The sequence below is a fragment of the Chryseobacterium sp. G0162 genome (genome assembly GCF_003815715.1).
GTDB lineage: Bacteria > Bacteroidota > Bacteroidia > Flavobacteriales > Weeksellaceae > Chryseobacterium.
Genome location: NZ_CP033922.1, coordinates 3952071 through 3967378 on the forward strand (window position 1 = coordinate 3952071; position 15308 = coordinate 3967378).

At 35.4% G+C, this 15308-nt stretch carries 15 protein-coding genes; 7 read left to right on the forward strand and 8 right to left on the reverse strand.

Going from position 1 to position 15308, the window contains the following annotated elements:
- The first annotated feature begins 141 nt into the window (after nucleotides 1-141).
- Together gldJ and EG344_RS17825 are read left to right on the forward strand one after the other, a co-directional pair.
- Entirely contained in the window at nucleotides 142-1743 is a 1602-nt protein-coding gene (gene gldJ, locus EG344_RS17820; protein WP_123910716.1) for a gliding motility lipoprotein GldJ, read from the forward strand.
- A gap of 144 nt (nucleotides 1744-1887) precedes the next feature.
- Nucleotides 1888-3159 (forward strand): UDP-N-acetylmuramoyl-tripeptide--D-alanyl-D-alanine ligase, encoded by a 1272-nt coding sequence (locus EG344_RS17825; protein WP_123910717.1) that lies wholly within the window; start codon nucleotides 1888-1890, stop codon nucleotides 3157-3159.
- Here the strand turns inward: EG344_RS17825 and EG344_RS17830 are convergent.
- Entirely contained in the window at nucleotides 3152-3763 is a 612-nt protein-coding gene (locus EG344_RS17830) for an NUDIX hydrolase (protein WP_123910718.1), read from the reverse strand. The genes EG344_RS17825 and EG344_RS17830 overlap by 8 nt on opposite strands.
- Before the next feature lie 442 nt (nucleotides 3764-4205).
- Between EG344_RS17830 and EG344_RS17835 the strand changes: the two genes are divergently transcribed.
- Both EG344_RS17835 and EG344_RS17840 read left to right on the forward strand, forming a co-directional pair.
- Nucleotides 4206-4406 carry a hypothetical protein gene (locus EG344_RS17835; RefSeq protein ID WP_123910719.1) on the forward strand — a complete coding sequence of 67 codons (201 nt, stop codon included), beginning with the start codon at nucleotides 4206-4208 and terminating at the stop codon, nucleotides 4404-4406.
- Nucleotides 4407-4878: 472 nt separating this feature from the next.
- On the forward strand, nucleotides 4879-5268 hold the full coding sequence (locus EG344_RS17840; protein ID WP_123910720.1) for an SRPBCC family protein: 390 nt from the start codon (nucleotides 4879-4881) through the stop codon (nucleotides 5266-5268).
- A gap of 34 nt (nucleotides 5269-5302) precedes the next feature.
- Here EG344_RS17840 and EG344_RS17845 read toward each other — a convergent pair whose 3' ends face one another.
- The 5 genes from EG344_RS17845 to EG344_RS17865 form a co-directional block, all read right to left on the reverse strand.
- Nucleotides 5303-6358, reverse strand: coding sequence for a hypothetical protein (locus tag EG344_RS17845; RefSeq protein ID WP_123910721.1), 1056 nt, complete (start codon nucleotides 6356-6358; stop codon nucleotides 5303-5305).
- Nucleotides 6359-6429: 71 nt separating this feature from the next.
- Nucleotides 6430-7296, reverse strand: coding sequence for an AraC family transcriptional regulator (locus EG344_RS17850; RefSeq protein WP_123910722.1), 867 nt, complete (start codon nucleotides 7294-7296; stop codon nucleotides 6430-6432).
- Between the two features lie 154 nt (nucleotides 7297-7450).
- Nucleotides 7451-8494, reverse strand: coding sequence for an anhydro-N-acetylmuramic acid kinase (locus EG344_RS17855; protein WP_123910723.1), 1044 nt, complete (start codon nucleotides 8492-8494; stop codon nucleotides 7451-7453).
- Between the two features lie 11 nt (nucleotides 8495-8505).
- Nucleotides 8506-9096 (reverse strand): LPS export ABC transporter periplasmic protein LptC, encoded by a 591-nt coding sequence (gene lptC / locus EG344_RS17860; protein ID WP_123910724.1) that lies wholly within the window; start codon nucleotides 9094-9096, stop codon nucleotides 8506-8508.
- Between the two features lies 1 nt (nucleotide 9097).
- Nucleotides 9098-10381, reverse strand: coding sequence for a hypothetical protein (locus EG344_RS17865; RefSeq protein ID WP_123910725.1), 1284 nt, complete (start codon nucleotides 10379-10381; stop codon nucleotides 9098-9100).
- A gap of 331 nt (nucleotides 10382-10712) precedes the next feature.
- Between EG344_RS17865 and EG344_RS17870 the strand changes: the two genes are divergently transcribed.
- Complete coding sequence (locus EG344_RS17870; protein ID WP_123910726.1) at nucleotides 10713-11831, forward strand: ATP-binding protein; 1119 nt, start codon at nucleotides 10713-10715, stop codon at nucleotides 11829-11831.
- Between the two features lie 34 nt (nucleotides 11832-11865).
- Here the strand turns inward: EG344_RS17870 and EG344_RS17875 are convergent, their stop codons facing one another.
- The gene (locus EG344_RS17875) at nucleotides 11866-12096 is read right to left on the reverse strand and encodes a hypothetical protein (RefSeq protein WP_123910727.1); all 231 of its coding nucleotides are present in this window, start codon (nucleotides 12094-12096) and stop codon (nucleotides 11866-11868) included.
- Nucleotides 12097-12142: 46 nt separating this feature from the next.
- On the reverse strand, nucleotides 12143-13267 hold the full coding sequence (locus EG344_RS17880) for a hypothetical protein (protein WP_123910728.1): 1125 nt from the start codon (nucleotides 13265-13267) through the stop codon (nucleotides 12143-12145).
- 108 nt (nucleotides 13268-13375) lie between these two features.
- Here EG344_RS17880 and EG344_RS17885 point away from each other — a divergent pair, with 108 nt between their 5' ends.
- Both EG344_RS17885 and EG344_RS17890 read left to right on the forward strand, forming a co-directional pair.
- Nucleotides 13376-14002 carry a TetR/AcrR family transcriptional regulator gene (locus tag EG344_RS17885; protein WP_228412757.1) on the forward strand — a complete coding sequence of 209 codons (627 nt, stop codon included), beginning with the start codon at nucleotides 13376-13378 and terminating at the stop codon, nucleotides 14000-14002.
- Nucleotides 13986-15302 carry a TolC family protein gene (locus EG344_RS17890; protein ID WP_123910730.1) on the forward strand — a complete coding sequence of 439 codons (1317 nt, stop codon included), beginning with the start codon at nucleotides 13986-13988 and terminating at the stop codon, nucleotides 15300-15302. The genes EG344_RS17885 and EG344_RS17890 overlap by 17 nt, the downstream gene beginning before the upstream one ends.
- Nucleotides 15303-15308: the final 6 nt, after the last annotated feature.

A 15308-nucleotide genomic window follows, 5' to 3' on the forward strand; every position in this document is an offset into this window, starting at 1 on the left:
ACAAAATAAATGAAAATTTTAGAATTAAATTGTAATACAATAAAATTAATTTGTTATCGTTGTTCAAAAAAATCAAATCTTTATTTGATTTATTGAATAATTTATTTTTTCTTTGTACTCTTGAAAATATTTATATCGACTATGAAAAAACTAAAGTTGTTTTCATTAATAGCATTAAGTTCTACACTTGCATTAACCAGCTGTGGCGGATCAGGGACCAGCAAAGGTGGCGGTACCAAAAAATTTGTCAGTAAAACAGGTTGGAAACCAAACGAAAAACAGGGTTGGTTTTTTGCAGGAAAGCAACAGAAGCAGAAGGGTTGGCCGGGAATGGTATATGTAGAAGGTGGAACTTTTACAATGGGATTAGTGAAAGATGATGTTATGCACGATTGGAATAATACACCACGCAGAATGCAGGTGAGTTCATTCTTTATCGGAGAAACAGAAATTACTAACTACGAATACCGCGAATACCTGACATGGTTGAAGTATGTATTCCCTCCAAGTGACCCTAGTTTTAAGGAAATCTATAACGGTGCTTTGCCGGATACCTTATTATGGGACAACAAATTATCTAGAAACGATTATAATGAAACCTATCTGCGTTCTCCGGAATTCGATTACTATCCGGTAGTAGGGGTTTCCTGGACACAGGCAAACAGATACTGTGAATGGTTGACAGACAGAGCGAATGAAAAAGCTTTGATGCAGGCGGGTATTATTGCTAAGGATATGTATATCAACGAATCCAATAACCAGGGTGGAACAGCATTTAACATGGATAAATTCAAAGCGAATGATCCTGAAATGCAAGGGTATATCAACGAAAAAAGAATGCAGCAGAAAGCTGGTATGAAAACTACCAACCAAAGATTGCTGGCAGCAAACAGAGCTCCTAATGGTGCAATGGTTCAGAAATTCAGACTTCCTACAGAAGTTGAATGGGAATATGCAGCTTTAGGAATGGCGAAAAACAGAGAATATAACCAATACCTAGGTAAAAAACCTGAGATCGAAAGATTAAGAGGTACCAAAGGAAAAGAAAGAGGAATGTTCCTTGAAAACTTTAAAATGGGTAAAGGAGATTATTCTGGTATCGCTGGATGGAAAAACGATGGATCTGCACAAACTTCAGATGTAAGACAATATCCATCTAACGATCTTGGAATCTATGGTATGTATGGTAACGTTGCAGAATGGACGGCTGATGTTTACAGACCTATCATTGATGAAGATTACAACGACTTCAACTACTACAGAGGAAATATGCCTCAGGCCATTGTAAGAAACGGTGACGGAACTTATAAAATGGTTGATGAGGGAAATATCAAGTATGATACTCTAGCTGATGGTAGATTAGTATACAAAGGACTTCCTGGACAATTCGAAAGAGAAACGATTGCTGATTACAGAAACTATAGAGATGGTGATAAAATGTCTTCTCTAGAATACAGAAGAGAATCAGATTCGGCTGCAGGATTCGATATGTACAATGCACCTAGAAAGAACTTTATTGTAGATGCAAACGGTAGAGTTAAAATGCAGAAAGATTCTAAGGATAGAACATCCGCAATTTCTAACGATGTTAGAGTGGTAAAAGGAGGTTCTTGGCAAGATACTGCGTACTGGCTTGATCCGGGACAAAGAAGATATAAAAATCAAGGTAAAGCTTATGGTTGGATTGGTTTCCGTGTTGCACAGGATGCCAGAACTAATGATAAGAGCAGAACTAGAAGATAATATTTATCAAAAAATACTTTTAAAAAACCTTCCGGATTTTCGGAAGGTTTTTTATTTTTGAATGATGAAATCGCTGAACTTAAAAAACTCAAAAATATTGATGCAGATGTAGCGATTTCTATTTGAAAAAATATATATTTCCACATGAATATAGAACAATTTTATCCTTTATTTTTACAGGCTGATAAAGTAACGATCGATAGCCGAAAAATAGCCAGAAACGATATCTTTTTTGCCTTTTCCGGTGATAATTTTAATGCAGCAACACTGGCCGAAAAAGCCATAGAAGAAGGGGCTTTGGCTGTGATTGTTGAACAGCCTGAATTTGAAAATAAGGATAAGAATATTTTCTATGTTCCGTCTACTCTGGAATTCCTGCAGCAATTGGCCGTTTACCATAGAAGCCAACTTACCATTCCTTTTATAGGCCTTACAGGAAGTAATGGGAAAACAACAACTAAGGAGCTGATTCATGCTGTGCTTTCAGAAAAGTTTAATGTTCAGTATACCTATGGAAACCTTAATAATCACATCGGGGTTCCGTTGACGATTCTTTCTATCAAACCTGAGCATGAAATGGCCGTGATAGAAATGGGAGCCAACCATCAGAAAGAAATAGAACTTCTTTGTACCCTTTCACAGCCGGATTTCGGATATATTACCAATTTTGGAAAAGCACACCTGGAAGGGTTCGGAGGCTTTGAAGGAGTGATTAAAGGAAAGTCCGAGTTGTACGATTATCTTAAAGAAAATCACCAGACAATCATTGTTAACGAAAATGATCCCATTCAGGTTGAAAAAACGGAAAATTATTCACCTAAGATTACTTTTGGAACAGTAGGGTCGGATTATAATTTCGAGGCTTTCTCAGAAGATCATTTTGTAGGATTAATGTATCAGGGAGAAAAGACCGTATCTAAACTGACTGGAGAATATAATTTTACCAATCTTTGTGCTGCTGCAAGCCTTGGACTGCACTTTGGAATCAGCTTTGACAAAATAAAATATGCAGTGGAGCAGTATACTCCGACCAATATGCGTTCGCAAGTCGTGAAAAAAGAAGACAGAACATTGGTACTGGATACTTATAATGCCAACCCAAGTTCAATGACCGCTTCATTAAATAACTTTATCACTTTTGAAGGCCGTAAAACCATCATCATTGGTGATATGCTGGAATTGGGGGCAGAAAGTGAAAAAGAGCATCAAAACATCTTAGAATTAGCCCATACACTTGGATTTGATACCATCATTACTGTTGGAAAACACTTTAAAGGAGTGAATTCATCAAATCTTGCTTTTGAAAACACTATTGAACTGATTGAATATTTACAACATCATAAAATTCAGACAGAAAATATACTCTTGAAAGGATCAAGAGGAATAGCGCTGGAAAAGGTAATTGATTTTATTTAGCCTTTAAAGCCCAGTATTCTTTTACAATAAGCTTAATATTCTTGAATGTGCTTGGGAAAACTTCATCTTCAATCTGAGGGACGTTTTTCCAGGCAACTTCAGTAATTCCTTCCTCTATCTGCGGTTTTGAAGTATCTTCACCATTGAAGTTCATTTCAAACCAATGGGTGCATTTCAGGATTTTTTCACCGTTTCTTTCAATATAAATATGGTAAGTAGTATTGATAAATTGTACCAGTTCTACATCTCTTAAACCGGTTTCTTCTTCAATTTCTCTTACCGCAGACTCTTCCCTGGATTCTCCTTTTTCCATTTTCCCTTTTGGAAGATCCCATTTCCCTAATCTCCTGATGAAAAGCATTTCACCTTCAGGTTTAATAACAAGTCCTCCGGCTGCTTCTATAATTCTGAACAGCTTTTGAAACTCCTGCCAGATTTCATCAATATTCTCACCGTAAACATTCAGTTCGTTCACAGAGGTATTTTCTAAAAGATCCAATGCAATCTCTAAAGTCGTGAAACTTTCATACCCAAGTTTTTTTTCAAGTTCTTCGGGATGCTTAGATATCAATAATTTTTTTTCGTTCACAAAAACTTTATACATCTCAGATAGTTATAGTTAGTATTGATCCTTAGAGGCTAGCGATTTTAAAAGACGGGAAAACAGGTTGTTTTTATCCCGCTTTTTACCACAATTGATACGCAAATATATCAAATTATAGCAACAAAATAAACCATTTGATACGCTTTATTTTCTCAGTGTGAACAATTGTTTGGTTTAAAATGGTATTCTTTCTTAGGGAGAGTTATCCTGAGTGGACATGTCCTCATTAATATAGATTTTACTAATCAAATATTCCCGTGATAGAGATTAAAAAAATATTTATTAATTTAAATGAGAAATTATTTTGATATGGTACAAAAAGCTTTAGACATGAAGATGTTGTATTTATTATGGGCAGATGGCTTGGTGAGATAGAAGTACCTGATTATTTTGAAAAAGAAAAAAAATATGGTTTTGGGTTCTTATTTAAAATGATTGTATTATGAAAAAAATAGTATATGTCATAATTGTATGGATGTTTGTCTTTTCTTGTTCAAAGGAGTCAAAAAAAAATTCATTAACAAAATCTGATAGCAGGAACATACTTACGGATACTACTTTAGTCGACAATATTTTATTAGAACTAGCAGATAGTGCGGATGTAGGAGTATTAAAAATTTATTCAGATCAATATAAGGTTTAAGGGAAAATAAAGATTAAGCCCCCTTGTTATTTTTTGAAAAGAGATGGAAAGGTTCTATCTTTTTCTTATCCTGATATTGCTGTAGATAAAACGATTATTATGCAAGGTAAGAATGGTGTTCAGGTATTCTTTTTAAAAAAGACAGTATTATATATGAAGATTATTTTCCCACGAATTCTCCTTATAATATAAAAGAAGGCGCCGATGAAATAGTGTATCAGGACTTCGCTTATAGATTTTATAAAAATAAATACCAATAGGGTGATACTCTTTTAGAAATTGTTTTTGTTCTTGTTTCAAAATATTATATTTATATAAGCTTCATGTACCGTAAGTTTTTTTTTCTAGTTTAATCTTCTGCCTTCAAAAGTATGCTTTGGATAACGTCTTTGTAGATTTTTTTTATAATTTTGTTGTTATCGTAAATGTAAAGAACCTTATCTTTATAAGAATTTAAATACAAAATAAAAAAATGAATTTAGAAGGACGAAAAATTATTGTCAATAAATCATCTAAAGAGTTATCTGAGCTGTTGAAAACTCCTGAAAATTACAAAGATTTCATGCCGGATGGTCTTCAGAAATTTGAAACCAGAGATAATGGTTTTAAATTCGGATTACAGGGAATGCCGGAAATTGCGCTTAAAATTGATGAGGTAGACGATCAGAAAGCAGTGCTTAAATCTGCAAGTTCAAGTTTAGATTTTTCATTAACTGCTACTCTAAACCCAATCAGCGAGAACCAGACAGAAGTTCAGATGTTGTTTGAAGGTAAATTCAACCCGTTCATCAAAATGATGGTAGAAAAGCCGTTACAGAACTTTATCAATACATTGACAGATAAGATCGAAGCCTACAAATAATAAATAAAAACCTTCAGAAATGAAGGTTTTTTTGTTACTGATTCCTTTTAAAAAGTCCGGTCTTTAAATTTAACCCTATTGAGCCTTCTGCCAATTGTAGATAATTACGCTTACTTTGATCCTTTTCAATGATTACACTTCCGGTAGTCAGTACATTTTTCATTTCCAGAAAGTCTGTTGATGTTGCATCACTGTCGCTTAACGGACCGCTTCCATATCCTGCCAGTTGGGTATAATCGGCAAAAATACTATCAGAAGCTTTGTATCGGCGTTTACTACCTTTTTCTCTGATCCATATCGTATTCGTATTGGCTATAATGTTATGATGAAAGTCGAATTCGTCCCCATTGGTTCCTTGTGTAGTCCAAACGCCACAGAAATAGCCACCATATACCAGCGAATAACGCATAGCACTGCGGCTTCCTGTTCCACCATCGTTTTTCCAAAAAACAACAGGAATTTTACAGTTGAAGAAGACACAATGATCGATTACCAGACCATAACCATTGGCTATAACTCCCACATGCAAAGGTAATACATCTGCATTTCCGGCAAACAGGCATTGTGTTACGAGCAGATCATCCAGGTTTTTCCCGTCACGCCATATAGGATAAGAACGGCGCAGATTGGTGCCATCCATATAAGAGTAATCCGGGCTGCCACTAAAACGAAGTCCTTCAATAGTTACATGGCTAACCTCTGGCTGTATACCTCTTGCTTCTTGTCCGCCTACACCTGGTTCCAATGGAGTGGCCGTTACTACAACCGGCATTTTTTGAGGAGACCAGCCTGCATCATCAGGCATGACATCGGCACGAATGACAAGCCGGTTTTTAAGAGTATATTTATCATTGGTGAATAGGACGGGTTGAGTTAATAAGTGTATCCCTTCTGAAAGAATAATTGTAGTAGCTTCCTGTTCTTTGTTCAAGTTGACTCGTTTTGCAGCCTCCAGAATAGTTTTTAAGGGTTGTATCTTTGTTCCTGCATTGGCATCATTGCCGATTAGAGGATTAACGTATAATTGCTCTGCCTGTAATAAGGATATACTGATTACGAACAGCAGAAAACTAAATGTATATTTTATCATATTCCTTTTTTTTGTAAAAATAGGAACACTCTTACTTTATAAAAAGGTCATTTTATCCTTAAAAAGGTCATTTATATATTCTTTCTGTATTGTTGTGGGGTAATACCAGTAAGTTTTTTAAAGAAGCGGTTGAAATTAGATGGATCTGAGAACCCAAATTCATAGGAAATCTCTTTGGCAGATTTATTTTGATAAAGCTGTTTTTTTATTTCTGAAATTACCTTGTAATGGATCATTTGCTGAGCTGATAATCCACTAAACTGTTTGCAGATTTTATTAAGGAATCCAGGGCTGATATTTAGCATTCTTGAATAAACTTCAACACTTCGGTCATCCACAAATTTCTTTTCCAATAAAGATCGGAATCTATAAAAATCAGAATGAACAGAAGTGTCCCTCTGAACGTTGTAAACACTTGCGTAATATCGATTGAGAATCACCAATAATTGATAGAGAAGTGATCTGATCAAATGATTGCTGTCATTCTGAAGCTGCCCGAATTCCTGTTCTATTCCATATAAAAGATCAAGGCATTTCCCAAATGAGACCTCTGATACCTGCATTTGTGTAGGGCTTGAGTATTGATGGAAGTATTGAAAACGATACAGAAATAATTCATCCGAGAAGAAAAGATGAAGAAAGTCTTTTTCAAAGAGTAGTGTATAGCCCTTAACTTGTTCTTCAATTTCCCAACAACGTATCTGTCCCGGACTTGTGAAAATAACAGTTTGAGGAGCTACTGGCATCTTATTTTCATCCAATGTAAAAGTTCCCCTTCCTTCTTCAATAAAGATGATTTCGTAGAAGCTAAGCTGATGTAATGTGCTGTCTAATACATAATGATTCAGACTTTCGATGCGTCCGATATCCAATAGCAGCTCCAGTCCATACTTGCAGGGGAGAAAATGATAAGTTTTAATTTTTGTGACTGATGCCATTTCTTTTTACAATTTCTTTTTGCTTTAGAAATGTGTTAAAAATACTAATTTTCAGCCAACCTATGATATTGATGGTATCAATTGATTTGTTTAGCAGAATATCAATGCTGTTATGAAGAAGAAATACCTTAGTGCTATGAAAAAAGGTGGTAGATTAAGCGATTATCCCCGAACAATGGTCAGCGATACTTCCTGTAGCAGACGACAGGATATTAACCTCATTGTTCATTTTTAATACGCCCATGAACGCAAAGATTAAAGCTTCCTTATATTCTATAATTTCCTTTTCCGGAATAATGATCTTGGATTCTGTTTTTGCTTTTATTTTCTCTATTAAAAAGGTGTTATAAGCACCTCCTCCGGTTATCAATATATCCTTTATGTCATTTTCGTTGATGACCATAGAAACTTGTTGGGCAATATGTTCAGTAAACGTAGCCAGGGCTTCCAGAGGAAGTATACCTTCAAGTTTTGGAAATATATATTGATGGCACCATTCTATCCCTAATGATTTGGGATGAAGCTGCTGATAGAAGTCTAGAGAATTAAGTTCAGCAATTAACGTTTCATTTATTTGTCCTTTTCTCGCCATGTCCCCATTTTTATCAAAGCTTTCATTCAACTGTTGAGCCAGATGATTAAGGACAATATTGACAGGAGCAATATCAAAGGCGATTCTTTTACCTAGTGATGTCAGAGAGATATTTGAGAACCCACCCAGGTTAAGGCAGGCGTCATATTGTGAAAAAAGAAGCTCATCACCTATAGGAACCAGCGGAGCTCCATTTCCTTTCATCAGAACATCCTGACTTCTGAAATCATAAAGTACCGGTATTCCTGTTTCTATTTTAACAGCTCTGCCGTCTCCAATCTGAAGCGTAAATTTTTTTTGGGGTTGATGGAAAACCGTATGTCCGTGAGAGGCTATCAGATCAATATGCTCAAGTTGATGCTTTTCAATAAATTCTTTAGTTTTTTGCCCCAGATAGAATCCGTAATCAGAATGTAGTTCCAGCAGGTCTGTTACCGAAAGATGGATGGAATTTCTGAGTTTATTTTCCCAATCAGCTGGATAGGGGAGCGTTTCAGCTTTCAGGATCTGAAAATGCCATTTGTCTTTTTTTTCAAATTCAGCAAGACAGATATCCAAACCGTCTAAACTTGTTCCGGACATCAGTCCAATGGCAAGCGTTTTCATAATAACAGAAGCTATTTTTTATTCTCAGAAAGTCTTTTAGAATTAAAGTCTCCTGAATTATTATAGAAAGTATATTCCGAAAAGTCATCCTTAGCAGTCATCCCGTTGGCACCTACCAATGTAGAACCGTCTTCCATCGTTACATACACGGTATCCTTGGTATAGATCCTTTTTTTGATCTGATCCCAGTACACACTCTGCATGGCAAATTTTTGGCCCTCGTTGGTTGTAATTCTTACATTGCCTTTCGCTTCGTAAAACTTTTTGTAATCAAAAAACTTGGCATATTTGGCTTTGATTGTTCCCGGCATTTTGGGTTTTTTCTTATCGAAAAATTCTATATCAATTCCTTTTCTGGCTACCGTATAAGGACTGTCAATCAGTTCATATTTTTCAATAATAGGAGCTTTGGCTTTCAGAATTACAAATCCGGAATCACGCTGTATGATATTCGCATTATTAATGATCTGTGAAGGAAAATTTTTGCTGTTATTTCCGTTCTTTTTAGTAAGATCCTCTTCACAGGATGTCAATATAAAAAATATAGCACAACTAAAAAGGTATGCTATATTTTTATATACTATTTTTTTTGAAAAATTCATTCTAGTTATAAAGAGACTTTCTGAACCATTTATCAGCAAAATTGAAGCCGACTTTCAGGTTAATAAAGTTCTGGTTGATAAGATTATTTTGAAGAGTACCTCTCTTACCTAGTTCTACACCAATCTCTAAACCACTCATTCTTGTTATACTGCTGTTTTTGAATGGAAGCATTACTCCGGCAGAAATACCGAATTTATTGATGCTGTTACCTTCCAGCTTAAGGTTTCCTCTTTCATAGAAAGCTCCATATCTATAGATTACTCTTGAGAAGTAGCTTCTGAAGTTGTTATAATTAGGTAAGTACCATCCACCGGCAGAAATCCTGTAAGTATCCTGTAAGTTGAAAGACTGTCCGAAATAAGCAATATCTTCCCCTTTTTTATAATCAACCTGTCCGGAAAGGAACCAATGGTTCTCACTTCCATATCCAACCCCTACGGATGCCTGAAGCGGAAGAAGGTTTTTAGATTTATCTTCTTTGTAATCAATCGGATTGATATCTGTTTTTGTACCAGCTGCATCAGCATATCTGTAAGTACTGTTGGTAAACTCAGTAGTCATATTACCAATATTTCCGAAAGTTGCGGTAGCTCCGATCGTTAATTTCTTATCAGTACGACTATTCAGCTTCTGATAGCTTGTTCCTAAGGTAAAGTTGAAGTTTCTGATTCTGTTTTTCGTTTCATACCCGGCAATATATTCTGAACCTGCAGAGCTGAACTCAGTAAGATCAGACAGATCCCCAAAATATAAATTAGCCCTTGCTCCCACAGAGAATTCCTGGTTGATCTTATAAGATAAAGCCACAGCAGCTGTGTTTAAAGTACCACTACCTCTAAATTGGTTTTGGTCAATAATAGTCCCATTATCTGCCTTACGCTGACTAAGGATATCATAGCTTTTTGAACTGTACGGTTGGTAGCTGATTCCCATTTTCACCTTTGAGGAAATAGGAAATGCTAATGAAATATTAGAAAGATACGTAGAATGCTTTGTAGATTTCATATCGTTAAAATTCGATTTGAAATAGTTGTTTTCGTTAGTAGCTTCAAGTTTTATACTTGTAAGTTCGAAATTAGCATTGTTTGCAGGGTTGGCAAAGTTGAAATTACTGGTAAAATCACTTATAAAAGCAGTAGAGATACCTCCCATGGAAACAGTTTCGATCGTATTATCATATTTTACATCTCCAATTCCATACTTTGCATACGGAGAGTTACTTAGACTCTGTGCATTTAGAAAATATCCAACTGATATGAATGATACTACAAAGATTTTTTTCATTCTTTATTTTTAAAATAATGCGCAAATATCTTAAATATTAATGAATTGTAAAAATTATATGTGGTTAAAGTTTGTTAAGGGCTGTATAATGGGGAATTTTTAATCTTTAGAGATTATTGCTGTCAATTGTGAATCATGATTTTACTTTATTTATCTAATTGTATAATTTATTGCCATAATTCACTATTTGTATCATGTGAATGGTGAAATGGGAATCTGTTTTACACTGTAATTTCTTTTACCATCCATTCACTCTTGACTTTGCAAAGCAAAAATGAACCATTCACAAATTTAACTCTGATATCTTCTTCAGATTTTTTATCTTTGAAACATGAATTGGGAGAACATCGCCGGACAGGAAAATTTGAAAAAACTTCTTAGAGAAAGCATTGCCGAAAACAGAGTGAGCCATGCCCAGCTTTTCGTAGGAAAGGAGGGATATGGGACTTTACCGATGGTGTTGGCCTATGCAAAAGAGATTTTAAGCCAGGAAAATGAGCATGCTGCTTCAAAAGTAGAACATCTTAATCACTTAGACCTGCACTTCAGTTTCCCTGTGTTTACAGATAACAAAAATTCTTTAAGTAAAAATAAATTTGAAGAGTTTAGAGAAATGATTCTGGCTTCTCCGTATGCAAGCTATGATGACTGGACTGCCTTTTTAGAATCAGAAAACAAGCAGCTTTTTATTTCTGCAGATGAAGTTGATGATCAGAACCAGAAGTTTTCATTAAAAAGTTTCGAAGGCGGAACCAAAATACTGATCGTGTGGAGAGCTGATAAAATGAATATTGCTGCTTCAAATAAGTTTCTGAAATTTCTTGAAGAACCACCGGCCAAAACTATTATCCTTCTTACCGCAGAAAGTACCAACGATATTCTTCCTACGATACTTTCCCGTACTCAGGTGGTGGAAATTCCAAGGATTCATGATGAAGATATTGAAGGCTATTTAAAGAAAAATTTCTCTGTTACTGAAGAAAAAGTAAGAGAAATTGTTCATGAAGCCCAAGGAAACCTTAATGAAGCGATAAAATTGCTGAATTCAGGAGATAAGACTAATGAATTTGAAAGACTTTTTGTGCAGTGGGTTCGTGATGCTTTTATGGTAAAGAAGAAACCGGAATATCTGAGAAGCATTATTCTATGGGCAAGAGAAATAGCGGGCTGGAACAGAGAAAAGCAGAAGAACTTTTTAAATTACTGTTCTGAGATTTTCAGATTAGCACTTCTTCAGAATTATCAATCGGAAAATCTGGTGTATAAAAAGATTGATGCCAATGGTTTTAACTGGGCAGGTTTTTCAAAATTTATCAGTGGAGCCAATATTGAAAGTATTCTGGAGGAAATCAATACAGCAGATCTGCATCTTACCCGAAACGGAAACCCTAAAATAGTCTGGACAGATCTTGGAATAAAATTATCAAGATATATTCATAAAAGTACATAATATAAAACTCCGGACAATTTCCGGAGTTTGTTTTTTAAGCTGTTTTCTTTTCTTTTGTAGGGGTCTTTTTATCTTTTGCCGTGTTTTCTGCTGTTTTTACCTTGGTATCACAACCTTTGTGATGAGCATCTGAACATGCCTTTTTATCCTTTACAGAACATTCTTTTTTGTCTTTTCCAGCGCAACATCCTCCTTCTTTAGGCTTTTCCTGGGCAAAGCTGAATGTAAATAAACCGATGGCAAGAACTGAGATTATTTTTTTCATGATCTAAAATTTTTAAGTGGCTAAATGTAATGCTTTTTTGTTTACTCTATATATTTTTTAATGAAGTCTGAAATTCCTGAAGTTCTTTTTCCATAAAATCAGGATTATCGAGCTGTTTTCGCATCAATTTAATATTACCAATGGTACTCTCTAGAGCAGTCCTGAACCATGGAAACTCCTGACTTAAAGAGGTAAGTTTTGCCAATGCTCTCAAAGAATTACCGGTCTGAGCCAATTGTACAGCATGTTCATATCTGAATACAGGACAATAATAATATTCTTCAGCAACATAATCCCATGTATCATTATCAGCTTCCGTATTCATCAGATAAAGCATGGCAAAAATAGAAGAATCCGTATAGCCTTCGGAGAACCTGAAACAATCAAAAACTGATTCCGTATCATTTTGTTGTATTTTGTTATCCAGTACTTCATGAAATAACTGATGGGAAAGTTCTTTTTCAGAGTGATTTCCTATAATATGGAGCACCGTTGCATATTCCACTTTTACAGCATTATCATCAGGATGATCTTCATAGGCTGTTTCAATATAGTCCTTTGCTGCAGGGTTATTCAATAATACCCGATGAAGTTTTGAAAGTGAAACAAGTTCTTCCTTAGTAAAATGCCTTTTATCCGACATATTTTCTTCAAAATATTGAAGTGCTTTTTTAGAATATCGATCTTTTACGAACCTTTCAATCACCTGCCAGTCTTCAAGCTTTTCAAATTGAGATGGGTCCCAGAAACGGTAAAATAAAGACATGCGGTCCCATTTTGATTGAATATCTTTCCATTCTTTGAAAAGGGTTCCATAAGCTTCATGAGCGAGGTAGGTATTACCTCTGTCATCTTCAAGCGGAAGATTGACATCAAGTGTAGGATTAGAATGATATCTTTTGAAGGCTTCAATGATTTCAAGGTCGAAGCGGTTTCCATCTTCATTGAATGGAACAACCGTTTCTTCTGATACAGCAGGGGTGTCTTCAATGGATGTGGTATTCGTCTCTTGCGTTAACGGAGTAATTGTTTCTTCTAATGGAGCGGATATCTCTTCATTGATTGGAGCAATTGGCACTTCCTGCGGAGTATCATTCTTAAAAGTTACTTCATTTGTCTGTTTTTTTTTCTCTCTCTTAAATATCTTTAAAAAGAAATCGAATAAGCCCATAGAGTTTGTTTTTTGTAAATATAAATTAAATCTATATTAAAAAATCAATCAATCGTTTGATTTGTTTCAAAACTTGTGTAAATTTGCACCCTGAAAATGAACACTAACATGATTTCAAAAGAAGAAAATATATTATTCGCAGCAGAAAAACTCTTTGCAGAAAAGGGTTTTGAAGGAACTTCAACCCGGGAAATTGCAAAAGCGGCTAATGTAAATATCTCTATGATCTCATATTATTTTGGTTCTAAGGAGAAGCTTTATGAGAAACTGGTGGAATATAGGATGAGGGAAGGACAATTTTTTTCAAAGGATATCCTGGAGCGAACTGACATGAATGAGTGGGAGAAAATTGTAAAAATAATAGATCAATTCTCAGACAGAATCAAAAATCAAAAATGTTTTTACAGGATTATGCAGAGAGAGCAGTTGCATGCGGAAAATCCTCAGATTTTAGAGTTTTTGAAAGAGACAAAGATAGGCTTCATCTCCATGTACTCTCAATTGCTGGAGCGTGGTCTGAAAAATGGAATTTTCACAAAGAATCCTCCTATTTATCTACTTCATTCCACGGTGAGCGGAACCTTGTTCTATGCACTTAATGCTAAACTAATGTATAAGGAGTTCCTTAATAATACAGAAGATGAGAGTGTTTTTGATGAAAAATACTATACAGAACTTAACAAACATATAAAACATTTACTAAAAGACCTTTTAGGTTATGAAGAGAATAAATAACTCAGTGATTGCATTATCACTATTCGTAGGAATAGCAAATGCAAATGCTCAGGAGAAAAAGACCCTTTCTCTTGACGAAGCTGTGCAGCTGGGAATCCAGAACAGCAAGAATCTCAAGATCGATGCAGCCAAGATCGAGGAGGCTACTGCTGATCTTTTGGAAGCTAAAAACAGACAGCTTCCGGAGCTGAAGATTTCAGGAAGTTATATGTACCTTCCGATGAAACCGACTGTAGATATGAAACTTGGAGGAGCTTCAGGTGCAGCAGGCGGCCCGGAGATTCATCAGGTATTATACGGTTCGGCTAATCTTAGTGTTCCTATTTACAATGGCGGAAGAATTAAATATGGTATTCAGTCAGCAAAATATTTGGTAGAGGCATCAAAGCTAAGCACGGAAAATGACAAGACTGCTATTGCTTATAATGTGGCTCAGGCCTATAATAATCTGTTTAAAGCTAATCAGTCTATCAAAGTTTTTGAAGAAAATCTGGCGGCATCCCAAAAGAGAGACGAAACTTTCCTTAAAATGGAAAACAATGGACTGATCGCTAGAAACGACAGGTTAAAAGCCAATCTTCAGACTTCTAATATTGAACTTCAGCTGCTTGAAGCTAAAAATAATTACAATATTGCCAATATCAATATGGATTTGTTATTAGGACTTCCTGAAAATACAACACTTGAGGTAGATCAGAATTATATTGAAGAAGGCTCAGAAGTAAAACCTGTTGATTTTTATGTGAACGAAGCAAGAGAAAACCGTAAGGATCTTCAGGCTTTAGTTCAACAGAGAAAAGCAGCAGAATTGGGAACGAAAGCAGCCAAGGCAGAAAATCTTCCTTCATTAGCATTTACCGGAGGCTACATAGCAGCAGATATTCCTAAGTTTCTTACCGTATATAATGCATTGAATGTAGGAATCGGAATTTCTTACAACTTATCCAATATTTGGAAAGAAAACTCATCATTAAGACAATCTCAAGCGAGAGAAAAGCAATTGGCAGCTACTGACGAATTGCTGAATGATAACATTAAGCTTGATGTAAACAGAGAATATCAGAATACAGATTATTCTAAAAAAAGAATTTCTGTTTTTGAAAAATCTGCTGAACAGGCTAATGAAAACTACAGAATTACAAAAAACAAATATGACAACGGTCTTGCAACCATGACAGAATTATTGGATGCAGACGCCGCTCAGATTGCTGCTAACGTTGGCGTAATCAATGCAAAAGCAGACGCCGCTCTAGCTTACAGAAAACTATTGCAAACAACAGGAACTTTAACAATTAAATAATCAGAT